A 21,241-nucleotide genomic window follows, 5' to 3' on the forward strand; every position below is an offset into this window, starting at 1 on the left:
ATTTTTTAAGTACAGGAAATAGGGAAAATGAGTCTAAGCAGATTCCAGCTACAGTTTCACCTAGAGAAACAGGCCAACATCATCAGGCAGTCACCGGCGTTTCACGCCGCCATCGTCAAACACGGGGAGTTATTGAAAGAGACCTACAAGAAACATCCGCTGTTTTACAAAATCATCTTCAGGAACAGCCGGTTCATCATTTGTTCCACCATCCTGTCCATTTATTACCATCAGCCCGCCGCCGGGCTGAAAGACATCAAAGCCTTTTTTAAAGGGAAAAATTTGATCAGCGAGAACTCCCTGGACTCCTTTCTGTTTTTTTTGCGGGTCGGGCGCCGGTTGGAGGTCAAACCCTGTGAGCATGACAAACGCCAGTTACGCTATAAGCCTACGCCGCACGCGCTGGCGGAAACCCAGGCGCTGATCGCCTCAATGGCGCGGCCTTATCAGGCGCTGGCACCACAGATGCCCATCGCGACGCTGCTGGCGGCGCCCGGCTTTCTGTCCACCTTTTTCGCCGCCTACGGGCAACTGATGCTCAAGGAGATCTACCTGATCGATCTGGTGCAACAGTCAGGGCTGTTTATCAGCAAAGATGCCGGCCACATGGTGCTGTTGATGCTGTTTATCGAAAGCATCCGACAGGACGCCCCTTTTCTGCTGCTCTCCTCGGCCAAAATCGCCAAGTCCTGCTCCGTCTCACGCGCGCACGTGAACCGCATTCTGCAGGCGGCGGAAAAATCCGGCCTGCTGACCACCACCAATAATGTGGTGATCGAACTCAACAGTTCGTTCTTCATCATGGCGGAACGCTATTTCAGTCTCTATTTTGCGATGATCGAATTCGGACTTGAACGGGTTTGGCAAACGCAACAATCCGCCTCGCACTCCTGAGCCCTTTACCGCGCCCGCAATACCCGATCGATCAACCCCCAGGCCGCCGCTTCGTCGGCGGTCATGAAGCGATCGCGATCCAACACCCGCTCCACCTCTTCATAACTTAGGCCGCAATGTTGGGCATACAGCCGAATCACCCGGTCTTTGGTGCGCTTCATCTCTTCGGCGTGGATCAAGATGTCGGAGGCCTGCCCCTGAAAACCGCCCAGCGGCTGGTGCACGTGCAGGCTGGCATTAGGCAGCGCCATGCGGTGCCCCGGTTCGCCGGCCATCAACAGGAACGACCCCATCGAACGCGCGGTGCCCATGCACAGCGTATGCACCGGCGCGCGGATATACTGCATGGTGTCGTAAATCGCCAGCCCGCTGGTGATCGCCCCGCCCGGCGAGTTGATGTACAGGTGGATCGGTTTTTCCGGGTTTTCCGCCTCCAGAAACAGCAACTGGGCACACAGCATTTCGGCCACGTCGTCGTTGACTTCGCCGTTAAGGAACACGATCCGATCGCGCAGCAGGCGCGAATAAATATCAAAGGAACGTTCTCCCCGGCTGGTCTGTTCCACCACCATCGGGACGAGCATCATCTTCTCACGCATCGGTGAACTCCTGGGTTGGCAACAAAGAGAAATGTGTTTAACGCGTCAGGCGGCGCGCATCACCGTCGGCGGGCCATCGTTGGCGGCGTCGAGCTGGTGGATAATCCGCAGCAGGCTGCCGCCGCCGGCGTCCGGCACGATCTGCAGGGTGACGACGCTTTCGAGAAACGGCGGTTGGTCGTCGCGCAGGCGATAGCTCACCGCCTCGCCCGGCGTGGCGGCCAACGGTTCAGCCTGCGCCAAATCTCCCGTCGGCAGCCATTGCTCGCGCAATTCGGGAACGCTGAGCGCGCGCCACACTTTTTCCGGCGGCGCCTCGATCGCATACTCCAACACCAGCCGGTCGCGCGGCGGCCGCTCAGCCTGTTTGTTCATTGATCCATGTCCTTCAGCAAGGTTTGCAGCGCGTCGATACGCGCCGGCCAGTAGGCGCGGTACTTCGCCAGCCACTGGGCGATCTGCGCCAGCCCTTCCGGGTCGACCTGGTAATTGACGCAGCGCCCCTGCTTCGTCTCGCGTACCAGTCCGGCGTTACGCAGCACCGCCAGGTGTTGTGACATCGCCGACTGGCTGATGGGCAGCCCTTCGCGCAACGCACTGGCGTTCATGCTGGCGACAGCGAGTTTGTCGAAGATGCAGCGGCGGGTCGGATCGGCCAACGCCTTGAAGATGTCATTTTCGTTCATATAAACACATTAGTATTCACTTATGTATTATGCAACCGAGCACGGCATTTTTTGCTGCAAAAGAGACTCCGCGCCGCAGCGCGGAGTGAATGGACGAGGCATGATCGCGCTTATGAACGGATCGGGATCACCAGCACGTCGATATTCAGTTGGTTGATGGCGTTGCGGGTAGAGGAAAACAGGTTGCTCCACAGATCGTGGTGATGGCCGAACACCAACAGATCGATGTTCTTGTCCACGACCGCCGTGCGCAGTTCGTCAACGAAGCCGCCGCGCCCGATAATCACTTCCGCGATCGGGTAATTGACGTTTTGCGTGGTGGGTTCCAGCTCTTTGCGGATCTTCTCTTCGAACGGCACGCCGTCATAGCTGCGTTCCGAAAAGCCGATCGCCGCGTGGTAGGTGTCGTAGTGGACGTCCACATAGATCAGCGAGAGTTTGGCCTGCAGCGCCTCCGCCAGCAACGCCCCCTTTTCGACCAGCCGTTTGCCGTCATCGCTCAGATCGGTGGCGATGACAATATGGTGGTAACACATAGCGCCTCCTGTCATGGACTCGGTTGAGCCGAGGCTCCGATATCACGCCGGGGTCATATCGTTATGATTAATTTTAGTTCAGAAATGGCGCTCATGGCGGGAGGTGATGCGGTGGGAAAGCCCCGTTGCCGGGGCTGAAGGCAGAAATTATTTCTCGCGCTGCGCCTCAAACCAGACGTTGCACAACGACAGGATAAGCGTGTTGGCGTCTTTCACCAGCACGTTATCGCCGGGCACCCCATCAGTGCCCTGATCGGTGATGCCTTTGATGACGGTATCCGCGTGCTGAATGGCCACACGCTCGACCGACGGCGTGCTGATGCCCAGCATCGGGAAATCGATATAGGAGCTGCTGCCGGCATTGTCCTCGACAAACTCCTGCGCTTCTACGGTGCTGACGGTCGCCCCTTCGCTTTTCAGCGCCGTGTCGTTCCAGCTGAACGCATCCGCCTTATAGCTGATTTTGCCGCCGATCAGGCTCTGCGCCTGTTGCTGATCCCAGCAGCCGGTGGTTTGAGTCGGCACAATTTTGCTGACGCGCCAGTTGCCCAGCAGCTGTTTAGGGATCGGTCCGGTATCGCTCTCCGCCGCCCGAACCTGAGTCGCCGAGACGCAGGCCAACACCACCAGCGGCAGCAGCGCCTTGCTCCAAGTGTTCAATCGCATTGTCTATTCCTTCGTTTCAGTACCCAGTCTGCCCTTACGGGCCAACGGCTATCATAATAAGCCCGCCGATTCGCCGTCAAAACAATCCGCACCGCGCCGGGCAGCGACCGCTCATAGCTAATCGCTATGAGTCATAGTGAATCAGTATTTTGTTTTAGCCCAGCGATTACCTACAGTCACTGCCACTATTCTGCCCGCCAAAATTAGCAGGCAATGTTGACAAGGACCCTGGGAAAATGACATTTACGCTGAAAAACCTCACGTTGGCGCTGGCCGCCGCCGGCACGCTGCTGCTGACCGCCTGCGGCCCGACCGCACAGGACGAGCACCACATCAAGGTCGGCATCAGCGCCGGCATCGATCAGTCGCTGTGGGCGGTGGTGCAGAAGGTCGCCAAGCAAAAATACGATCTGGACGTGGAGGTGGTGACCTTCAACGATTACGTGCTGCCGAACGAAGCGCTGAACAATGGCGATCTGGACGTCAACGCCTTCCAGCACAAGCCTTACCTGGACAAGCAGATGCAGGAGCGTGGCTACAAGCTGGCGGCGGTGGGCAATACCTTCGTCTACCCGATCGCCGGGTATTCGAAGAAGATAACCGCACTCAGCCAGTTGCCGGACGGCGCGCAGGTGGCGGTGCCTAACGATCCGACCAACCTGGGCCGTTCGCTGCTGCTGTTGCAAAAACAGGGGCTGATTACCCTGAAAGACGGCGTCGGCCTGCTGCCGACCGCGCTGGATATCGTCAGCAACCCGAAAAAGCTGAAGATCGTCGAGATTGAAGCGCCGCAACTGCCGCGCGCGCTGGACGACCAACAGGTGACGCTGGCGATCATCAACACCAACTATTCCAGCCAGATTGGCCTGTCGCCGGCCAAGGACGGGCTGTTTGTCGAAGACAAAAACTCGCCTTACGTCAACATCTTCGCCAGCCGCATCGACAACAAAGACAGCGAGAAAGTGAAGGATCTGGTCAAGGCCTACCAGACCGACGAAGTGGCGGCCAGCGCCGCCGACATCTACAAAGGTGACGCCGTCAAAGGCTGGTGATCCTCTCCCCGCATGCCCGTGACGCTCGGCCACGGGCCATGCCAACCTCAGCCGCGCTGAATGGACACGCCGCCGTCCACCAGCATCGCGGTGCCGGTGACGAATGAGGAAGCGTCAGACGCCAGATACAGCGCCGCCTGCGCGATCTCCTCCGGCATCGCCAGCCGCTTCAGCGCGTGCAGCTCGGCCACCTGCGCCAGCGCCTCCGGGGTATTGCTCATCTGCCGGCCCATCGCCGTGTCGGTGCCCCCCGGCAGCAGCGCGTTCACCCGAATGCCGCGCCCGCCAAACTCCACCGCCAGCGCCTGCGTCAGGCCGATCAGCCCCGATTTGCCGGCCGCATAGGCTGCCGTGCCGGGAAACGCCGCGGTGTGGCCGACGAACGTGGAGGTGAAGATCACCGAGCCCGCGCCGCGCGCCAGCATGGCGGGAATTTGATGCTTGGCGCCGTAATAGGCGCTGGACAGGTTGGTTTCCAGCACCTCGCGCCATTCTGACGCGCTGAGCGCCAGCGACGGCCCCAGCGGCCCCAAGGTGCCGGCGTTGTTGAAGGCGATATCCAGCCCGCCGAATTCGTCGACCGCCGTCGCCGTCAGCCGTTCGGCGAAGGCTTCGTCGCGCACGTCACCCGCCACCGCCAATGCTCGGCCGCCCTCGCGCCGAATGTCCTCCACCAACTCGGCCAACAGCGGCGCGCGCCGGGCGCCCAACACCAGCGCCGCCCCCTGCCGGGCGAACAGCAGCGCCGCCGCTTTGCCGATCCCCGAACTGGCGCCGCCGATCACCGCCACCTTGCCGTTTAATGCATTCATCGCTCATCCTCACGTGGTTTAAAGATCCTCAGTGTGAGGCAAGATCCCGCGCCGCGCTGGCCGCAAGCGGACATGTAACTGACGCCAATAAAAAAGGCGCTGCAAGCAGCGCCCCGGCAACGCGAATCTGACGGTTAACTCACGGCCTGGCCGCATACTTCTGCATCGTGGCCGGCGTCACCAGCTCGAACGGGATCCAGTAATACGGCTCGAGCTTTTCACCGTTGATCATGCGCTGCGCCACATCGACCGAGGCCTTGCCCTGGCCGACCGCGTCCTGGAACACCGTGACCTGCATCTTGCCGGAGGCCAGCGCCTTGAGGCCGTCCGGCGTGGCGTCGATGCCGCCGATCAGCACTTTCTTGTCCGCCTTGCCCGCCTGCTGCAGCGCCATGATCGCGCCGATCGCCATCTCGTCGTTGTTGGCGGCGACGATGTCGATCGCTTCGCCGTTGGTCAGCCAGTTCATCATCAGATCCATGCCTTCACTGCGTGAATAGTTGGCGCTCTGCTTCTGCACCACCTTCATTTTCGGGTACCTGGCCACCACCTGCTCCACGTCTTTGGTGCGCTGCAGCGCGCCGGCGTCGGTCAGGTTGCCGATCATCACCGCCACGTTGCCCTGATAGTTGGCCAGCCGCGCCAACTCTTCCATCTGCAGCGTGCCGGATTCCCGCTCGTCGGAGCCGACGAACACCACGCCCTGCGGCAGTTTGGCGTCGCCCGGCGTGCGGTTCACGTACACCAGCGGCACGCCGGCGGCCTGCACCATTTTGGTCATTACCGGCGTGCTGGCCGAGTTGACCGGATCGACGATAATCGCGTCCACCCCGGCGCTGATAAAACTCTGCACCTGATCGGTCTGGCGGCCGACGTCGCCGCGCGCGTCCTCGAACTGCACGGTAATGCCGCGCGCCTTGGCCTCCTTGTCGATCGCCTGGCGGATAATGGTGAGGAAGTTCTGGTCGAAATAGGCCATCGATACGCCGATGGTTTGCGCCAATGCCGGGGTGGACGCACACAGCGCCACCGCCAGCCACAGCCCTTTCAGGTAATTCATGATGTGCCCCCCGGTAAAAAAACACCGCCGGCCAACCTTGGCGCCGGCGGCAATTCACGGCAATCAGTGTTTTTTGCGGTTGCGACGCATGTCGATCGACACGGCGGCGACGATAATCACGCCTTTGATGATGTCCTGAATGTAAGAATCGACGCCGATAAAGGTGAAACCGCTTTTGATAAGGCCGAGGATCACCGCGCCGATCAGCGTGCCGGTGATGCGCCCGACGCCGCCCATCAGGCTGCTGCCGCCGATCACCGCCGCGGCGATGGCGTCCAGCTCGTACGACATCCCCATGCTCGACTGGCCGCTGCTGACGCGCGCCGCCAGCACCACGCCCGCCAGTCCCGCCAACCCGCCGGCGATGGTGTAAACCGTCACCAGATATTTGTTGACGTTGATGCCGGACACCCGCGCCGAGGTCATGTTGCCGCCGATGGCGTAGATGTATTTGCCGTAGCGGGTGTGTTTGAGCGCGATATGGAAGATCACCGCAATCACCAGGAAGATGATCACCGGCATCGCGCCCTGGCCGATTGACGTGAAGCCGTCCGACAGGAAGCTGACCGGGTTGCCCTTGGTGTAGTACTGCGCCAGACCGCGCGCCGATACCATCATCCCCAGCGTGGCGATGAACGGCGGAATGCCGGTGCGGGTGATCAGGAAGCCGTTGATAAAGCCGCAGACAATGCCCACCCCAATCCCCGCGCCGATCGGGATCGCCGCCGGCAGATCGAGCAGCCCCGGGTACATCGGCGAAATGCTGTCCGAGGTCTGCGCCAGGCTGGCCGCCACCACCGCGGTCAGCGCAATCAGCGAACCGGAGGAGAGATCGATGCCGGTGGTGATGATCACCTGGGTGACGCCCACCGCGATGATGCCGATGATCGCCACCTGCAGCACGATCAGCAGCAGGCGGTTCGGGTTCAGCAGGAACGACTGATCGCGCATGTACCAGCCGAGGATTTCGAAGATCAGCGCGATGCCGATCATCACGATGAAGATGCCGGTATCCTTCGGCATTTTGCCGCTCAGCCCGGAGAACAGCGTTCCCTTGCTCGTTGAATCGGCGGAGAGCGGCTTCTCAATCTTTACGTTACTCATGATGTTCACCCTTCGTTATTCTGAGGCCAGCGCCAGGATCTTCTCCTGGTCCGCGTCGTCTTTGTCCAAAATGCCGGTGATGCGGCCGCCGTGCATCACCATCACCCGGTCGCTCATGCCGAGGATCTCCGGCAGCTCGGAGGAGACCAAAATGATGGCGACGCCGCGGTTGGCCAGCTCGCTGATCAGGCGGTAGATTTCCGCTTTCGCCCCCACGTCGATGCCGCGCGTCGGTTCGTCGAGGATCAGAATTTTCGGCTGCGCCAGCAGCCAGCGCGCGATCAGCACCTTCTGTTGATTGCCGCCGCTGAGGTTATTGATGATCTGATCCATGGTCGGCGTTTTGATGTTGAGTTTTTTGATCTGATCCATGCAGTCTTTGGCCATCTGCACGTGGCTGACGAAACCGTTCTTGCCGATGTATTCCGACAGGTTGACGATGCTCATGTTCTCGACCACCGACAGCACCAGAAACAGGCCGGATTTCTTGCGGTCTTCGGTGAGAAACGCCAGCCCGCTCTCGATCGCCTTCGCCGGGGAATCGACCTTCACCGCCTGGCCTTCGATAAAGATCTCGCCGCCGTCCGCCGGGTGCATGCCGAACAGGCTTTCCATCACTTCGCTGCGCCCGGCGCCCACCAGCCCGGCGACGCCGAGGATCTCGCCGCGTTTGACGCTGAACGACACGTCATGGAACCAGCCGCTGCGGCGCAGCCCCGCCACCCGCAGCACTTCCTCGCCGATATTGTTGTTGAATTTGGGGAACATCTGCGTCAGTTCGCGCCCCACCATCATGGTGATCAGCGACTGTTTGGTCAGGTTTTCGGTTTTGTCGCAGGCGATGAAGGTGCCGTCACGGAAGATGCTCACTTCGTCGGTGATGGCGAAGATCTCGTCCATCTTGTGGCTGATATAGATGATGCCTTTGCCCTGCTCGCGCAGCTCGCGGATGATGGCGAACAGATGCACTACTTCACCTTCGGTCAGCGCCGAGGTCGGTTCGTCCATGATCAAGACGTCGGCGTTGTAGGACACCGCCTTGGCGATCTCCACCATCTGCTGGTTGGCGATGCTCAGATCACCCACCAGCGTGTCCGGCTGCAGTTTGATGTTCAGCCGCGCCAGCAGCTCGCGGGTGTTCTCGTTCAGCTGTTCGTGGTTGACGAACCCCAACCGCGCCGGCTCGCGCCCCAGCCAGATGTTTTCCGCCACCGTCATGTAAGGCACCAGGTTCAGCTCCTGGTGGATCATGGAAATGCCCGAATGCAGCGCCTGCAGCGTGTCGCTGAAGGTGACCGGCCGGCCTTTGATTTTTATCGAGCCTTCATCCGGGTGGTAGATGCCTATCAGGCATTTCATCAGCGTCGATTTGCCCGCGCCGTTTTCTCCCATCAGCGCATGCACGCTGCCGGGTTTGATTTTAATCGAGACCTTATCCAGCGCTTTGACGCCGGGGAACTGCTTGCTGATGCCTTCGGCCTCAAGAACATAAGGGTACATACCGCTTACCTCCGCACTGACCCACGTTTTCCGCCGCGCTCGCCCCACACCGGCGCCCGCGGCGGGCTTCAAGGCTTATTTCTTGTTTTTATCGGCGAATTGCTGGTAATTGGACTGGGTGATCAGCTGGTAAGGGATCAGCACGTTGCTCTCCACTTTCTCGCCTTTCACCAGTTGAACGGCGGTCTGCACCGCGCCCTCGCCCTGGCCTTTGGCATCCTGGAACACGCTCAGCGCCAGATCGCCCTTCTTGATGAACTCCAGCGCGTCCGGCGTGCCGTCAACGCCGGCCACCAGTACGCCGGATTTTTTGGCTTGCTTCAGCGCCAAAATAGCGCCGATGGCCATTTCGTCGTTGTTGGAGGCGATGGCGTCGATCTGCTGGCCGGACAAAATCCAGTCGGTGGTGACGTCCACCGCCTCTTTGCGGAAGAACTTGGCGGTTTGCTTGTCGACTATTTTGATGCCGGGATAGTTGGCCGCCACTTCTTCCACGCCGCGGGTGCGGTCGCGCGTGGCTTCGCTCGACAGCTCGCCCATCAGGATCATCACGTTGCCCTTGCCGTTCATCAGCTTGGCCAGCGCTTCCATCTGCAGTTTGCCGGCCAGCTTGGAGTCGGATCCGACGTAGGCCATGCCGGCCGGCAGCGCCACTTCCGGCTTGCGGTTGACGAACACCAGCGGGATCTTGGCGTTCTCGGCCAGTTTGATCATCGGCTTGACGCCCTGGGTATCCACCGGGTTGAGGATGATGGCGTCGACGCCCTGGCTGACGAAGTTTTCGATTTGTTGAATTTGCTGCGCGATGTCGCCCTTGGCGTCTTCGAACTGGCCGCTGACGTTGCCGTCGGCTTTCATTTTGCTTTGCATCGACTGGCGCAGAATGGTGAGGAAGTTGTCATCGAAGTAAGCCATGGAAACGCCGATCTTGATGTCTTTCGCCAACACGCTGGCCGGCAGCATGCACATCAGTACCGAGGCGGCGATCAGTTTCTTCAGCTTCATGTTCGTTACCCTTTAATCGTTAGAATGAAGAGGTCTGTTGGTTGACAGCTAATGAAAAATATTTTTTACATTCAAACAACAATACGGTCGGTGTTATCCCTTTGATACGGCGAAATTACCGCGTTATCGCCGTATTAAGGCCGTGAAAAAAATGGTGATCGATATCTCAAAACAGATTAAAAACAATCAATTGAAATAAACCCCTGGAGGAGAAAGCCGCGTCTTCGCCGCTTTTTTAAATGTTTATTTCATAATTTAGATTATTGAAACTTTTTAACCCAAACAAGCGAAACATGCGTTTTGGAATGGCTTATTAACAAAAACATGACATGGATCTAACAAATGAAATGAAAGCCGCCCGCGAGCGTTCCCCTTTCGTGCGCCGGCAAAAACTGCGAACGGGCGCGCAGTTTGCGGTTTCCGCGTTTCCCGACCATCCTTACTCGGCAATAATGGACATATCCCTATCTCAGGAGGACCTGACATGCAGCTCAGCAGTAAGGTGCGGATGAACCGCCTGTTCAACAACGGTAAGTGCCTGGACGTGGCGATCGATCACGGCATCGCTAACGAACCGGATTTCCTAATCGGCCTGGAAGATATCGAACGGGTGATGGGCAACCTGATCGCCGCGCGCCCCGACGCCATTCAGGTCAACTACGGCCAGGCGGATCTGCTGCAGCGCGCGCCGCAGCGCGAAAAGCCGGCGCTGGTGCTGCGCACCGACGTCGGCAACGCCTATAACGCCGCGCGCCACCGTGAGATGTGGGCGGTGTTGCACAACCCGGAAGCACCGATCCTGGCCGCGCTGCAAATGGACGCCGCCGCGGTGGTGGTCAACCTGTATATGATCCCGGATGAACCCGGCATTTTCCGCCAATGCGTAGAGAACATCGGCCGCCTGCGCCACGCCTGCGACCGCTACGCCATGCCGCTGATGATCGAACCGCTGGTGATGGCCCCGGCCGGCCAGGGCGCCGCCTACGGATCGCTGGGTGACGTGGAGAAGATCGTGCCGCTGGTGCGGCTGGCACGCGAGCTGGGCGCCGACATCATCAAGGCCGATCCGACCGATCGGGTGGAAGATTTCCACCGCGTGGTGGAAGCGGCGCGCTGCCCGACGCTGGTGCGCGGCGGCGGCAAGGGTGAGCTGGGCCCGGTGCTGGAGAAATCCGCCGCGCTGATGGCGCAGGGCGCCTCCGGCATGGTCTATGGCCGCAACGTCTATCAACACAGCAACCCGTCGCAGGTGGTGCGCGCCCTGATGGCGATCATCCATCAGGGCGCCAGCGGCCAACAGGCGCTGGAGATCTACCACCAGCAGTAACCCGCTTTTGTAACTAAAATAACCCCTCGCTCCCCCGGCAGCATGCTATAACCTGCTGCCGGTAACTGCAGCTTGCCGCATTCCTCGCTAGAATACGCCGTGATATCGCCATTCGGAGAACCGCCATGCCAAAACAACGGGTGCCGCTCAAGCTGAGCACCTCCATCACGCTGATGGTGTCCGCCATCATCGCTTCGGTGCTGCTGGTGGTGTTCGCGCTGTTTTTCGTGCAGATGAGCCGCGAGGGGCAAGATCAGCTGCAGCAAAAAGCCATCGCCGTCGCCAACACGCTGGCGCTCTCCAACACCGTGATCGACGGCTTGCAGCGGCGCGATCACAGCGGCGCCATTCAGCGCTTCGCCGAGCAGGTGCGCCATCAAAACGAGCTGCTGTTCGTGGTGGTGGTGGATATGCAGGGCATCCGCTATTCGCACCCTAAACCCTGGCTGATCGGCAAGCATTTTATCGGCGACGATTTGGCGCCCGCGCTGCAAGGCAACGTCAACAGCGCCATCAACCGCGGCACGCTGGCCCCGGCGCTGCGGGTGTTCGTGCCGGTGTATGACGATCAGAAAAAACAAATCGGCGTGGTGGCGCTCGGCATCGCGCTGGACACCGTGCAGCGGGTGGTGGCGGAAAGCCGATGGATCATCTATTGGACCATCGCCTTCGCCGCCCTGGTCGGCAGCCTGGGCACCTTTTTCCTGGTCTCTGCGCTCAAACGCATCATGCTGGGTTTCGAGCCTTACGAAATCTCTAACCTGTTCGAACAGCGCAACGCCATGCTGCAGTCGATTAAAGAAGGCGTGATCGCGGTCGATAATGAATCCCGCATCACCATCGTCAACGACGAAGCCAAGCGCCTGCTGCGCCAGAGCGGGCCGGTGGAAAACCTGCTGCGGGAAGCCGCCAGCAAGCATTGGCCGGCGCAGCTGCATCTGGCGGAGGTGCTGGCCAGCGGCGAACCGCTGCGCGATCGGCAGATCAGCTTCAACGGCAGCGAACTGCTGACCAATACCGTGCCGGTGATCGTCAACGGCCAGGTGACCGGCGCCATCGCCACCTTCCGCGACAAAACCGAAGTCAGCCGCCTGCTGCAGCGGCTGAGCGGCATGGCGCACTACGCCGACGCCCTGCGGGTGCAGTCGCACGAATTTATGAACAAGCTGCATGTGATACTCGGCATGCTGCACATGAAGGCCTATCAGCAGTTGGAAAACTACATCATCAACACCGCCAGCAACTACCAGGAAGAGATCGGCGCGTTGCTGCGCAAGATCCATTCGCCGGAAGTGGCGGGCTTCTTCATCGGCAAGATCAGCCGCGCCCATGAGGCCGGCATCGAACTGACCATCGAGGAAACCAGCCTGCTGCCGGAAACCGACGATGCGGAGACCACCCACGTGCTGATCAGCGTGCTCGGCAACCTGATCGAAAACGCCATCGACGCCATCGACGGCGTTGAGGGCCACGAGATCGGCCTGAGCTTCCATCATCACGACGATCAATTACACTGTATCGTCAGCGACGACGGCCCCGGCATCGATCCGGCGATCGGCGCGCACATCTTTGAACACGGATTTTCCACCAAGGGAACGGGACGCGGCATCGGCCTGGCGCTGATCCGCAGCCATCTGGAGAAACTGGGCGGCAGCATCGATTTCGAATCCGAACCGGGCGAGCTGACCCAATTTTTCGTGCACCTTCCCTATCAGGCCAAGAGCAGAGCCCATGATTAACGTACTGATTGTCGACGACGACCCGATGGTGGCGGAGCTGAACAAATACTACCTGAGCCAGGTCGGCGGTTTTCACTGCCAGGCGACGGTCGCCACCCTGAGCCAGGCGCGCGCCCTGCTGGCCGATGCCAGCGTCAACATCGATCTGGTATTGCTGGATATCTACATGCAGCAGGAGAACGGGCTGGATCTGCTGCCCGGTCTGCGCGAACTCGGCGAGAAGACCGATGTGATCATCATCTCCTCCGCCAGCGACGTGAACACGGTGCAAAAAGCGCTGCACTACGGCGTGGTGGATTATCTGATCAAGCCGTTCCAGTTCAGCCGCTTCAAGGAGGCGCTGAGCCACTATCGGCAACAGTCCCAGCTCTTGGCGCAGCGCGAGTTTTCGCAGGCCGACGTCGACAGTCTGTTGCGCCGCCAACCCGGCGGCCAGGAGAGCAAAAAGTTGCCGAAGGGCCTGACCAGCATCACCCTGAGCACGGTGTGCGAGTGGATCGAACAGCAGCACGACAGCGAATTCTCCACCGACAACCTGGCCAACGCCATTGGCATTTCGCGAGTGTCCTGCCGCAAGTACCTCATCTATCTGGCGGAGAGCGGCATCCTCGGCACCCGTATTCTGTACGGCGCCACCGGCCGACCGGTCTATCTGTATCAGCTGAAACCGGACGCGATCGCCATGCTGAAAGAGCATTGCCGCCCGGCCTAAACGACGTCGGGCGCAGAAAGCGCCCGGACGTTGAAGGTTAGAAGTTGTGCCTGTAACACTTCGCCTCGGGGTGAGGATCTTTCGAGTGTCTCCGCAGGCAGCGCTGCTTTTTCTGCTGCTGTTCCAGATTCCGCTGCTGCCGCTCGGCGGTCTCAGCGGCTTCGCGCTGCTGTTCGCGTGCAATCGCCTGCTCGTTGGCCAGCGTCAGGTTATCGACATTCCACACCTTGTGGCGCAATGCGTCGCGCTTTTTCTGGTACTCCTCGGTGACCTTACTGTCCTTCGGCGCCGCCGCATGGTATTCCAGATCCACCCGCGCCTGCGCGAAGCTGGAACAACACAAGGCCACGCCGGCCAACACGATCCTTTTCATCAATGACTCCTTTTACATTACATCGCTTGACTCTGCGCACACACCGGCTCAGCAACCGTTCGGCGATGCCGTCGGCTTTTCCTCTGAACGGGAGACGCGCTGCCCACCGGTGACGGGCGCCTTGCCGGGCTCGATAGCGCACTCCGCCAACCGCGCCAGCTCTTCCGCATCGCGCTCCGTCGGCGGCGTTTCCTCGCTTATTTCCTGCCGCAGATCCTGCGCCAGCGCTTTCAGGCGCTTTTGAAACAGCACCGGCGACACCCCTTCGCACGGCCTGTCGTAGCGCGCTGCGCCGGCGCTTTGGCTTAGCGGCGACAACAGCAAGAGAAAGATCGCGGCCATGTTCTTCGTCATGGGCAACTCCTTTGATTACGCCGAAATAAACCGGCGGTTCCCTATAAGGAAAACGAATTGTCTGCTAACGCAATGAATGGTCAAGCCACGGCAGAATAACGCAGGAAAGGTAAACCCTCCGACAATATCGGCAGAATGCGCGCATTAATTTGGCTGAATATATTTAGCGGTTTAACGATCGAATATTTTCGACCCATCTAACGTGCCGCCAATACCGATATTCCCTTCATGCAATACCGACGAGGCAGACTCACCCGCCATGATGCGTTGCCGCTGTTCCCGCGTGGCCGGCTGGGGCTGAGACCAGTCTGGGGACGTCGACGTCGGCTGGATCGCGCCGCAGCCGCTCAACAAAAACAACGATACCGTGGCACAATAACGCCATGTCATAGTTTTCTCCTTAAAGGAAATAAAATACCCGCAGCCGGCGGCAAGGGTAAATAAAAAATGACTTTCTTTAGTTTAATAACCGCCGTTATTTCACCTTCCGACCGCCGATGTTAACCACTCGGTTCCTCTGTTAACCCGAAATAAACATTTTCGCTTAGCCAGCCGATAATTCGCAGGCAATAAAAAAGGCCGGGCTAACCCGACCTTGTTTGACCGCTCGACGCGCTTAGACCAGCTCGATCACATCGAAATTGGCTTCGCCGCTCAGATCGGCGTCGTAGTCAACGCCCTGCAGACCGAAGCCGAACAGGCGCAGGAATTCCGCCTTGTAGCCCTGGTAATCCGTCAGTTCGTTGATGTTGTTGTCGTTCAGCTGCTGCCAGATTTCACGACAGGTTTCCTGCACTTCGTCGCGCAGTTCCCAGTCATCCAGACGCAGACGGTGCTTCTCGTCGGTGTCCGGCGCCGCGCCGCTGTACAGCTTGGTGGCGAACAGACGCTGGATCTGCTCGATGCAGCCTTCGTGAATGCCCTGTTCCTTCATGATTTTGAACACGATGGAGATATACAGCGGCATCACCGGAATGGCGGAGGAAGCCTGAGTCACTACCGACTTGAGCACCGCAACGTAAGCCGCGCCGCCTTTGGCCTGCAGCTTCTGGTTGATGGCGTGCGCCGCGCGATCCAGATCTTCTTTCGCCTTGCCCAGCGTGCCGTGCCAGTAAATTGGCCAGGTCAGATCGGTACCGATGTAGGAGTAAGCGACCGACTGCGCGTTATCCGCCAGCACGCCCGCTTCGTCCAGCGCGTCCATCCACAGCTGCCAGTCCTGGCCGCCCATCACCTTCACGGTGTCGGCGATTTCTTGCTCGTTGGCCGGCTCGACCACGGCTTCAACCAGCACGTCTTTGTTGGTGTCCAGCGCAACGGATTTGTACGGCTCGCCGATCGGCTTCAGTGCGGAACGCACCACTTCGCCGGTTTCCGGCATCTTACGCACCGGCGAAGCCAGCGAGTAGACCACCAGGTCAACCTGACCCAGGTCTTTTTTGATCAGATCGATCACGGTCTGACGGCACTCGTTGGAGAATGCGTCGCCGTTGATGCTTTTCGCGTATAGGCCTTCTTCTTTAGCTGCCTTGTCGAAACCGGCGGAGTTGTACCAACCGGCGGAACCGGTTTTGCCTTCGCTGCCAGGCTTCTCGAAAAATACGCCGATGGTGGCCGCACCGCTGCCGAAAGCGGCATTGATGCGCGAGGCCAGACCGTAACCGGTGGAAGCACCAATGACCAGCACCTTTTTAGGCCCGTTTTTCAGTTCGCCGCGCGACTTAACGTAGGCGATTTGCTCACGGACGTTGGCTTCACAGCCTGCCGGGTGAGCGGTGGTGCAGATAAAACCACGAATTTTAGGTTTGATAATCATAGTAATTTTTTCTTGGTAGCTAAAAACCGAAGGACAATATACCTGATTTTCTCGATATACTTAAGAAAGTGCGAAAACAAGCGCAGTGAACAGACCAGTCGGAAAGCCCGTCGCCGAGACATGTCATGATGGCAAAGGGATAATCATGGCAGGCCGGGTTGCGATTACCCGGCCAGTCGAGAGTCACGCCTTGTTCTTTTCCAACTGCTCAATCAGCGTGTAACGCAGCGATGAGGCGTCGGCCGGCACGTTCTCCACCGGAGTGACGCGCACTTTCAATCGATACTGATAGCCCGGTTCGAAAGTGAAGCCCTCGATGCCGGTATAGAACAACTCCCACGGCTGCTGCGCGGAACGGCGCACCTGCATGCACTTCATCGGGCCGACGCCCACGCAGTCCACCAGCGCGCTGTTCACCAGCAACACTTCCGTTTGGCCGCCTTTCTCGTTTGCGGGCTGATTCATCGAGGTTCCCTCCTGACTGCAGCCGGCCAGCGCGGCCAACGCAACAAATAACAACGCTTTAATTTTCAATGTACTGCACCAATAGTCATCCAGGGGCGCCATGCTAACAAATTAACCGGCTCAAGAGAACGGATAGCGATGCGGATCCACACATCCAAAATATCATTCCTCTGTGCCCTATCAGACTGGAAAATATCGCAAAATAAACCCCCTGTTCTTATCCGAACCGGTAATTACCCCCGCTATTTTTTCTGTTAAAAACAGCTGGCTTGCGCAAGCTTTACTGAATTTAACTGAATCGATAAAGAGGGAATTTTATGCAAGAGATCGATGCCAAACACTTTCACCTGATCGCCGGCGCCGGTAACTTTGCCGACAACCGCGGCAGCAATGGTCGCGTCAACAACAACGGCGGCAACAAGAACGGGGGCGGGTCATCCAATCAGGGATTCTACGGCAAGCACACCTCGCCGGATTGCGTTAACGGCGTGATCACCGGTTCTCTGGGCGGCCTTGGCGGCCTGGCGGTGGGCGCGCTCAACGGTGGCTGCTTCAAGGAAGGCAACAAAGGCGGCGGCAACGTCGGCATGGGGAAAGGCGGCAACAAAAACAGCGGCAGCAACTGCAATAGCAATAAAGGCGGTAATACCTGTTCGCGCTAAGCGGTTTTAATTAATCAAAGCCCCGGCTGAGCCTCTCCGTTCGGTCGGTGCTTTCCGTATTTTTGGTGATAACCATGTTTAAACTGTTTCGTACCTTATGCCTGCTGCTCGGCTTCTGGATCGCCACCCTGCTGCTCAGCGGCGCGGGGGTCTCCTTTACCCACGGCTACGCCGCGCCTAAAAATCTGTCGCATTTCGTCGTCTCGCTGGTGGTGGTCGGCGCCATCCTGCTGTGGACCCATAAATTGCTGCGGTTCTTTTTTGCCGATAAATCTGAGAAGAAACCGCGTTAAGCCGTGTTCTCGTTGGGGGCGCCGCCCGCAACGATAAAACCGGCATCGCGAATCGCCGCTTTAACCTGCCTGGCGTCCATCACGGCCGTTTTCACATAGCCAAAAAAGGCCACCCGTGCGCTGGGCAAACGGATTGGCGTCGCCAGTTGAGCCATCAGCTCACGATTGCGCTGCGCCATCAGCTCGGCGCGCGCCTGCCAAAACGCGGCCGGTTCGGAGGGGGCTTCAGTGGCGGTGTCGAACCGAGACGCCAACTCGCTTAGCGCCTCCCACTCCGCCAACAGGGCGGCAACCACTTCAGGATTAGCCACCTGCCCCCAGTCAGAGGGTAAGGCCCCCTCACGCCACGCCTCGAGATAGCCGGGCAACATCATCTTTAATTGATTCAGTTGCTCGTTCACTGCGGGTTACCTTTTATAGCGCCTGATGCCGGGATATTTCCCATAATGACACTCTCGTTAAACCGTTGATGGGAGCAATGGCCGAAGCTTATCAGCGCCATAGATGACGTAATGACTTTTGGTGCGGCTAAATTAGCGATAGGTGCGGGTGGGTGTGTGGAGCCGGAGATCGGGTTGAGATGTGACGACGGGAAAGAGAAACCAGAAATTTATTGGCGCTTTAAGTAGAATTTCCTTATAAATCAACCACACAAAAAAAGACCGAATACGATTCCTATATTCGGTCTAGGGAAATGGCTCTTGGGAGAGAGCCGTGCGCTAAAAGTTGGCATTTAATGCAGGGCTTGTTCAGCCGTGCACTTTAAGAGTAGCCTACCGCGCCAGTTTTGCCAGCCGCCCGGCGGCCGCGTGATAGTTTCGTGACGAAATAACTATGCGGCAAATGCGCATCAATCTGCGCACGCTGGGCAAGGCGTTGGCAAACAAGCGGTTAGTCAGCGCACAGCTTCTCGGCGCGCTCGATAAACGGCGCCATGCTCATTTTTTTCCCCGGTTCGGCAGGGTCGTCCAGCAGGATCACGTCCAGCGGCTGCGCGCGCTGATGGCCCTTCTTCACCTGCTGCTCCGCCGCGTCGTTGAGCGGATATTGCATCAGGGTGCTGTTATTCAGCACAAACAGCGCGCCGCCGCTGCGGCACTGCAGCGTCACTTCTTCCTTGGTGAACGCCCACTGTTTGCCGTACTCCAGTTTGGTGATGTTCACCAGTTTGTCTGCCGCCAGCGCGCCGGTCGCGGTTGCCAGCAGCGTAATGCCGAGTAATACCGATTTCATGTGATGGCCTTAAGGTTGCTATTCGCGCCGATTTTCCCGCAGCTTGCCCGGTTGCGGCAAGCTGAAATGTCATACCGGCGCATAGGTTGCAAATAAACTGACCAGCAGCAGCACCGCCATCCCCAACCCGACTTCGAGCCAGCAGGCCAGCACCACGCCGCGCTGCGCCAGCGCCGGTACGCGGCTCATCGCCGGCACGATGGCGTAGCGATTGGCCAGCGCCACCATCACCATCAGCGCCACCAGCGCGGTTTTGATCAGCAGCAGGCGCTGATAAGGCGAGCCGAGGTTGAGCGGCCAACCGCCGAGAATGATCAGGCTGTTGACGATGCCGGTGACGATCACCGCCGCCACCGCCAGGTGCCCCCAGCGCGAGAAACGGATCAGCGTGGTGATGGCGTCGCTGCGCCACTGCGGCGGAGGCAGGTAACGCAGGCAAACCAGCAACGGCGCCAGGCTGCCGAACCAGTAACCGGCGGCCAGCAGGTGCACCGCATGGTTGGCGCGGTGCAGCGCGCCCAACGCGCCTTCATGCATCGCCGCGTGGCCGATGAACGCCAGGCTCACCAGCAGCAGCGCCGAGCACAGCGCCAACGCCTGCGCGCGCGGCCGTTCCGGCAGCAGCAGGCTCAGGATCGCCAGCAGCGACAGGCCCAGATGCCAGCGCCACACTTCGCCGAAGGTGGTGCCGAGCACCGCCCACCAGACCTCCAGCCGCCAGGCGTCTTGCCAACCGTCGCCCATCTGCCCGGCCTGAATGGCCAGCAGCGCCACGGCGGAAAACCCGGCAATCCAGGTGCCGGCAAGCAGCAGCGGACGCACATCGCGGGAGAGGATCGGGGAGAGGCGCTGCGGTGACAATAAGGCGGTGAACAGACTGATGCCGAACATCAGCATCACCGCCGCAAAGTGCACCAAGCGACACAGAACGAACAGGGTCGCCAGAGTCACGATCAGTTTACGGTGAAGCTGTACTGGCCTTTGGTTTTATGCCCGTCGACCGACACCACATGCCAGCTGACGTTGTATTTGCCCGCGCTCAGCTCGCCTTCAATCGGTACGTTGACCTGGGTGTTATTGTTCGGATCGAGCTGCAGCTTGCCGGTTTTCACCACGGCGTTGTCCGGGCCGGTGATTTTCACGCCGCTGAAGTTTGGTTCGATGCCTTCGGAGAAGCTGAGGGTCAGCGCCTTCGGCGCCGGGCTGACGCTGGCGTCGGCCTTCGGCGTTTCCACTTTCAGGTGGGCGTGCGCCAGCGCTTGCTGCGAAGACAGGCCGACGAACAGAACGAAAACGGTGGAAAGCAGGCGACAGGAGGAACGAATTTTACCGATCACAGTGGTATCCCTTAACAATATAAAGAGGGTCATAAGGGTTAAGGCCACAGCCAAGGCGATGTATCAGCGGCCCCAACCCACCGCAATGATTGCGCCACGGGTAAACAGAAAAACGGGTTGTATCGGCTAACCCGCTGTTTTGACTCTACCATCCCTGTAGCGTATCGCGGTAAATCATAACGACCACGCTGCGGCAAGTCGAGCGCATCACTGGCATTTTGCGATCCGGCAGCACGTATCGCCGCATAACCGCGATAAACGCAGGGTAAAAAAAACCGCGCGTCAGGCTCGCCCGCGCGCGGTTTTTTCGATGTTCTGATGCAGATCAGGCCTGGTCGTTGCCGCCCTGGCCCATCGCGCCCATTTTCTTCAGATCTTTGTCGATGAAGAACAGGCCCTTGCCGCTGGTGCCCACCAGCGCCAGCTTGTCCAGCACGGATTTGAACAGTTTCTCTTCTTCATGCTGCTCCGCCACGTACCACTGCAGGAAGTTGAAGGTGGAGTAATCGTGTGCGGTCATGGCGGCGTGCGCCAGTTCGTTGATCTGACGAGTGATCAGCTGTTCGTGTTCGTAGGTCTGCTGGAACACGTCCGCCAGCGATTCGAACGCTACCGGCGGCGCGGCGATGGTGCCCAGCAGCGGCAGAGAGCCGGTGTCGCTCAGATAGTCGAACAAACGTTGCATATGCTGCATCTCTTCCTGAGAATGCTCCTTAAGAAATGCGGCGGCGCCTTCAAAGCCTTTATCGCTGCACCATGCGCTCATCTGCAGATACAGGTTGGCGGAGTAGAACTCCAGATTCAGTTGCTCATTCAGCTTTTGAGTCATTTCTTGCGTCAGCATAATGATTCCTTTTATTTTGCAGGTCATTAATTTAATTTCCGCGCATTATGCCTTGCTGCCGTAAAAATAAAAACACATTATTCACACCAAGCAAACATTAATTATAAAAACCATAAATATCAACAGATTAAAATATTAAACCCACATTGATAATTCACATGATAATTATTTT

General features: G+C 58.8%; 27 protein-coding genes. 7 read left to right on the forward strand and 20 right to left on the reverse strand.

Annotated elements, in window-relative coordinates:
• The first annotated feature begins 27 nt into the window (after positions 1 to 27).
• Complete coding sequence (locus ACJ8KE_RS08285) at positions 28 to 894, forward strand: hypothetical protein (RefSeq protein WP_306376732.1); 867 nt, start codon at positions 28 to 30, stop codon at positions 892 to 894.
• Between the two features lie 5 nt (positions 895 to 899).
• Here ACJ8KE_RS08285 and ACJ8KE_RS08290 read toward each other — a convergent pair whose 3' ends face one another.
• The 5 genes from ACJ8KE_RS08290 to ACJ8KE_RS08310 all read right to left on the reverse strand — a co-directional run bounded on the left by ACJ8KE_RS08290 (position 900) and on the right by ACJ8KE_RS08310 (position 3,381).
• A complete protein-coding gene (locus ACJ8KE_RS08290) occupies positions 900 to 1,493 on the reverse strand; it encodes an ATP-dependent Clp protease proteolytic subunit (protein WP_033640645.1) in 594 nt (197 codons plus the stop codon).
• A gap of 45 nt (positions 1,494 to 1,538) precedes the next feature.
• Entirely contained in the window at positions 1,539 to 1,868 is a 330-nt protein-coding gene (locus ACJ8KE_RS08295; RefSeq protein WP_016928120.1) for an SRPBCC family protein, read from the reverse strand.
• A complete protein-coding gene (locus ACJ8KE_RS08300) occupies positions 1,865 to 2,179 on the reverse strand; it encodes an ArsR/SmtB family transcription factor (protein WP_116403887.1) in 315 nt (104 codons plus the stop codon). The genes ACJ8KE_RS08295 and ACJ8KE_RS08300 overlap by 4 nt, the downstream gene beginning before the upstream one ends.
• A 110-nt stretch (positions 2,180 to 2,289) precedes the next feature.
• Positions 2,290 to 2,715: a universal stress protein gene (locus ACJ8KE_RS08305; RefSeq protein ID WP_015377548.1), complete on the reverse strand. Its 426-nt coding sequence runs from the start codon at positions 2,713 to 2,715 to the stop codon at positions 2,290 to 2,292.
• A gap of 147 nt (positions 2,716 to 2,862) precedes the next feature.
• Positions 2,863 to 3,381, reverse strand: coding sequence for a hypothetical protein (locus ACJ8KE_RS08310; RefSeq protein WP_016928122.1), 519 nt, complete (start codon positions 3,379 to 3,381; stop codon positions 2,863 to 2,865).
• Between the two features lie 236 nt (positions 3,382 to 3,617).
• Between ACJ8KE_RS08310 and metQ the strand changes: the two genes are divergently transcribed.
• Positions 3,618 to 4,433: a methionine ABC transporter substrate-binding lipoprotein MetQ gene (gene metQ, locus ACJ8KE_RS08315; RefSeq protein ID WP_016928123.1), complete on the forward strand. Its 816-nt coding sequence runs from the start codon at positions 3,618 to 3,620 to the stop codon at positions 4,431 to 4,433.
• 47 nt (positions 4,434 to 4,480) lie between these two features.
• On the opposite strand, the gene ACJ8KE_RS08320 is transcribed toward metQ, so the two are convergent.
• From ACJ8KE_RS08320 to ACJ8KE_RS08340, 5 genes are all read right to left on the reverse strand, one after another.
• Positions 4,481 to 5,245 carry an SDR family oxidoreductase gene (locus ACJ8KE_RS08320; protein WP_016928124.1) on the reverse strand — a complete coding sequence of 255 codons (765 nt, stop codon included), beginning with the start codon at positions 5,243 to 5,245 and terminating at the stop codon, positions 4,481 to 4,483.
• 139 nt (positions 5,246 to 5,384) lie between these two features.
• A complete protein-coding gene (locus ACJ8KE_RS08325; protein WP_016928125.1) occupies positions 5,385 to 6,305 on the reverse strand; it encodes a sugar ABC transporter substrate-binding protein in 921 nt (306 codons plus the stop codon).
• Positions 6,306 to 6,368: 63 nt separating this feature from the next.
• The gene (locus tag ACJ8KE_RS08330; RefSeq protein WP_028128037.1) at positions 6,369 to 7,409 is read right to left on the reverse strand and encodes an ABC transporter permease; all 1,041 of its coding nucleotides are present in this window, start codon (positions 7,407 to 7,409) and stop codon (positions 6,369 to 6,371) included.
• Positions 7,410 to 7,424: 15 nt separating this feature from the next.
• Positions 7,425 to 8,909: a sugar ABC transporter ATP-binding protein gene (locus tag ACJ8KE_RS08335; RefSeq protein WP_033640651.1), complete on the reverse strand. Its 1,485-nt coding sequence runs from the start codon at positions 8,907 to 8,909 to the stop codon at positions 7,425 to 7,427.
• A 75-nt stretch (positions 8,910 to 8,984) separates the two neighbouring features.
• A complete protein-coding gene (locus ACJ8KE_RS08340) occupies positions 8,985 to 9,914 on the reverse strand; it encodes a sugar ABC transporter substrate-binding protein (RefSeq protein WP_306376731.1) in 930 nt (309 codons plus the stop codon).
• 484 nt (positions 9,915 to 10,398) lie between these two features.
• Here ACJ8KE_RS08340 and ACJ8KE_RS08345 point away from each other — a divergent pair, with 484 nt between their 5' ends.
• The 3 genes from ACJ8KE_RS08345 to dcuR all read left to right on the forward strand — a co-directional run bounded on the left by ACJ8KE_RS08345 (position 10,399) and on the right by dcuR (position 13,692).
• On the forward strand, positions 10,399 to 11,241 hold the full coding sequence (locus ACJ8KE_RS08345; protein WP_033640653.1) for a class I fructose-bisphosphate aldolase: 843 nt from the start codon (positions 10,399 to 10,401) through the stop codon (positions 11,239 to 11,241).
• A gap of 125 nt (positions 11,242 to 11,366) precedes the next feature.
• Positions 11,367 to 12,980, forward strand: a complete 1,614-nt coding sequence (locus ACJ8KE_RS08350) for a sensor histidine kinase (protein WP_306376730.1) — start codon at positions 11,367 to 11,369, stop codon at positions 12,978 to 12,980.
• Positions 12,973 to 13,692 (forward strand): two-component system response regulator DcuR, encoded by a 720-nt coding sequence (gene dcuR / locus ACJ8KE_RS08355; RefSeq protein WP_016928130.1) that lies wholly within the window; start codon positions 12,973 to 12,975, stop codon positions 13,690 to 13,692. Before ACJ8KE_RS08350 ends, dcuR begins: the two co-directional genes overlap by 8 nt.
• Positions 13,693 to 13,729: 37 nt before the next feature.
• Here the strand turns inward: dcuR and ACJ8KE_RS08360 are convergent, their stop codons facing one another.
• The 5 genes from ACJ8KE_RS08360 to ACJ8KE_RS08380 all read right to left on the reverse strand — a co-directional run bounded on the left by ACJ8KE_RS08360 (position 13,730) and on the right by ACJ8KE_RS08380 (position 16,769).
• Positions 13,730 to 14,065, reverse strand: coding sequence for a hypothetical protein (locus ACJ8KE_RS08360; protein ID WP_016928131.1), 336 nt, complete (start codon positions 14,063 to 14,065; stop codon positions 13,730 to 13,732).
• 48 nt (positions 14,066 to 14,113) lie between these two features.
• The gene (locus tag ACJ8KE_RS08365; RefSeq protein ID WP_261419675.1) at positions 14,114 to 14,419 is read right to left on the reverse strand and encodes a hypothetical protein; all 306 of its coding nucleotides are present in this window, start codon (positions 14,417 to 14,419) and stop codon (positions 14,114 to 14,116) included.
• Between the two features lie 171 nt (positions 14,420 to 14,590).
• On the reverse strand, positions 14,591 to 14,809 hold the full coding sequence (locus ACJ8KE_RS08370) for a hypothetical protein (protein ID WP_033640657.1): 219 nt from the start codon (positions 14,807 to 14,809) through the stop codon (positions 14,591 to 14,593).
• A gap of 226 nt (positions 14,810 to 15,035) precedes the next feature.
• Positions 15,036 to 16,235, reverse strand: coding sequence for an enoyl-ACP reductase FabV (fabV, locus tag ACJ8KE_RS08375; protein ID WP_004940952.1), 1,200 nt, complete (start codon positions 16,233 to 16,235; stop codon positions 15,036 to 15,038).
• A gap of 183 nt (positions 16,236 to 16,418) precedes the next feature.
• Positions 16,419 to 16,769 (reverse strand): DUF4377 domain-containing protein, encoded by a 351-nt coding sequence (locus tag ACJ8KE_RS08380; RefSeq protein ID WP_004940949.1) that lies wholly within the window; start codon positions 16,767 to 16,769, stop codon positions 16,419 to 16,421.
• Positions 16,770 to 17,017: 248 nt separating this feature from the next.
• On the opposite strand from ACJ8KE_RS08380, the gene ACJ8KE_RS08385 reads away from it, so the two are divergent.
• Both ACJ8KE_RS08385 and ACJ8KE_RS08390 read left to right on the forward strand, forming a co-directional pair.
• Complete coding sequence (locus tag ACJ8KE_RS08385; RefSeq protein WP_016928137.1) at positions 17,018 to 17,362, forward strand: hypothetical protein; 345 nt, start codon at positions 17,018 to 17,020, stop codon at positions 17,360 to 17,362.
• A gap of 74 nt (positions 17,363 to 17,436) precedes the next feature.
• Positions 17,437 to 17,655 (forward strand): hypothetical protein, encoded by a 219-nt coding sequence (locus tag ACJ8KE_RS08390; RefSeq protein ID WP_110146889.1) that lies wholly within the window; start codon positions 17,437 to 17,439, stop codon positions 17,653 to 17,655.
• On the opposite strand, the gene ACJ8KE_RS08395 is transcribed toward ACJ8KE_RS08390, so the two are convergent.
• The 5 genes from ACJ8KE_RS08395 to ftnA all read right to left on the reverse strand — a co-directional run bounded on the left by ACJ8KE_RS08395 (position 17,652) and on the right by ftnA (position 21,069).
• Complete coding sequence (locus tag ACJ8KE_RS08395; RefSeq protein ID WP_306376729.1) at positions 17,652 to 18,056, reverse strand: hypothetical protein; 405 nt, start codon at positions 18,054 to 18,056, stop codon at positions 17,652 to 17,654. The genes ACJ8KE_RS08390 and ACJ8KE_RS08395 overlap by 4 nt on opposite strands.
• Before the next feature lie 490 nt (positions 18,057 to 18,546).
• On the reverse strand, positions 18,547 to 18,888 hold the full coding sequence (locus ACJ8KE_RS08400; protein ID WP_016928154.1) for a YebY family protein: 342 nt from the start codon (positions 18,886 to 18,888) through the stop codon (positions 18,547 to 18,549).
• 69 nt (positions 18,889 to 18,957) lie between these two features.
• Complete coding sequence (gene copD, locus ACJ8KE_RS08405) at positions 18,958 to 19,839, reverse strand: copper homeostasis membrane protein CopD (protein WP_079451356.1); 882 nt, start codon at positions 19,837 to 19,839, stop codon at positions 18,958 to 18,960.
• Between the two features lie 2 nt (positions 19,840 to 19,841).
• Positions 19,842 to 20,225, reverse strand: a complete 384-nt coding sequence (gene yobA, locus ACJ8KE_RS08410) for a CopC domain-containing protein YobA (RefSeq protein ID WP_004940886.1) — start codon at positions 20,223 to 20,225, stop codon at positions 19,842 to 19,844.
• Between the two features lie 325 nt (positions 20,226 to 20,550).
• Positions 20,551 to 21,069, reverse strand: coding sequence for a non-heme ferritin (gene ftnA, locus ACJ8KE_RS08415; RefSeq protein WP_015377481.1), 519 nt, complete (start codon positions 21,067 to 21,069; stop codon positions 20,551 to 20,553).
• Between the last annotated feature and the right edge of the window lie 172 nt (positions 21,070 to 21,241).

This window comes from Serratia sp. CY56464, assembly GCF_052168435.1.
Taxonomy (GTDB): Bacteria; Pseudomonadota; Gammaproteobacteria; order Enterobacterales; family Enterobacteriaceae; genus Serratia; species Serratia marcescens.

Coding starts and splice junctions, on each gene's coding strand:
- ACJ8KE_RS08285 (WP_306376732.1), top strand. CDS start 28: ATGAGTCTAAGCAGATTCCAGCTACAGTTTCACCTAGAGAAACAGGCC.
- ACJ8KE_RS08290 (WP_033640645.1), bottom strand. CDS start 1,493: ATGCGTGAGAAGATGATGCTCGTCCCGATGGTGGTGGAACAGACCAGC.
- ACJ8KE_RS08295 (WP_016928120.1), bottom strand. CDS start 1,868: ATGAACAAACAGGCTGAGCGGCCGCCGCGCGACCGGCTGGTGTTGGAG.
- ACJ8KE_RS08300 (WP_116403887.1), bottom strand. CDS start 2,179: ATGAACGAAAATGACATCTTCAAGGCGTTGGCCGATCCGACCCGCCGC.
- ACJ8KE_RS08305 (WP_015377548.1), bottom strand. CDS start 2,715: ATGTGTTACCACCATATTGTCATCGCCACCGATCTGAGCGATGACGGC.
- ACJ8KE_RS08310 (WP_016928122.1), bottom strand. CDS start 3,381: ATGCGATTGAACACTTGGAGCAAGGCGCTGCTGCCGCTGGTGGTGTTG.
- metQ (WP_016928123.1), top strand. CDS start 3,618: ATGACATTTACGCTGAAAAACCTCACGTTGGCGCTGGCCGCCGCCGGC.
- ACJ8KE_RS08320 (WP_016928124.1), bottom strand. CDS start 5,245: ATGAATGCATTAAACGGCAAGGTGGCGGTGATCGGCGGCGCCAGTTCG.
- ACJ8KE_RS08325 (WP_016928125.1), bottom strand. CDS start 6,305: ATGAATTACCTGAAAGGGCTGTGGCTGGCGGTGGCGCTGTGTGCGTCC.
- ACJ8KE_RS08330 (WP_028128037.1), bottom strand. CDS start 7,409: ATGAGTAACGTAAAGATTGAGAAGCCGCTCTCCGCCGATTCAACGAGC.
- ACJ8KE_RS08335 (WP_033640651.1), bottom strand. CDS start 8,909: ATGTACCCTTATGTTCTTGAGGCCGAAGGCATCAGCAAGCAGTTCCCC.
- ACJ8KE_RS08340 (WP_306376731.1), bottom strand. CDS start 9,914: ATGAAGCTGAAGAAACTGATCGCCGCCTCGGTACTGATGTGCATGCTG.
- ACJ8KE_RS08345 (WP_033640653.1), top strand. CDS start 10,399: ATGCAGCTCAGCAGTAAGGTGCGGATGAACCGCCTGTTCAACAACGGT.
- ACJ8KE_RS08350 (WP_306376730.1), top strand. CDS start 11,367: ATGCCAAAACAACGGGTGCCGCTCAAGCTGAGCACCTCCATCACGCTG.
- dcuR (WP_016928130.1), top strand. CDS start 12,973: ATGATTAACGTACTGATTGTCGACGACGACCCGATGGTGGCGGAGCTG.
- ACJ8KE_RS08360 (WP_016928131.1), bottom strand. CDS start 14,065: ATGAAAAGGATCGTGTTGGCCGGCGTGGCCTTGTGTTGTTCCAGCTTC.
- ACJ8KE_RS08365 (WP_261419675.1), bottom strand. CDS start 14,419: ATGACGAAGAACATGGCCGCGATCTTTCTCTTGCTGTTGTCGCCGCTA.
- ACJ8KE_RS08370 (WP_033640657.1), bottom strand. CDS start 14,809: ATGACATGGCGTTATTGTGCCACGGTATCGTTGTTTTTGTTGAGCGGC.
- fabV (WP_004940952.1), bottom strand. CDS start 16,235: ATGATTATCAAACCTAAAATTCGTGGTTTTATCTGCACCACCGCTCAC.
- ACJ8KE_RS08385 (WP_016928137.1), top strand. CDS start 17,018: ATGCAAGAGATCGATGCCAAACACTTTCACCTGATCGCCGGCGCCGGT.
- ACJ8KE_RS08390 (WP_110146889.1), top strand. CDS start 17,437: ATGTTTAAACTGTTTCGTACCTTATGCCTGCTGCTCGGCTTCTGGATC.
- ACJ8KE_RS08400 (WP_016928154.1), bottom strand. CDS start 18,888: ATGAAATCGGTATTACTCGGCATTACGCTGCTGGCAACCGCGACCGGC.
- ftnA (WP_015377481.1), bottom strand. CDS start 21,069: ATGCTGACGCAAGAAATGACTCAAAAGCTGAATGAGCAACTGAATCTG.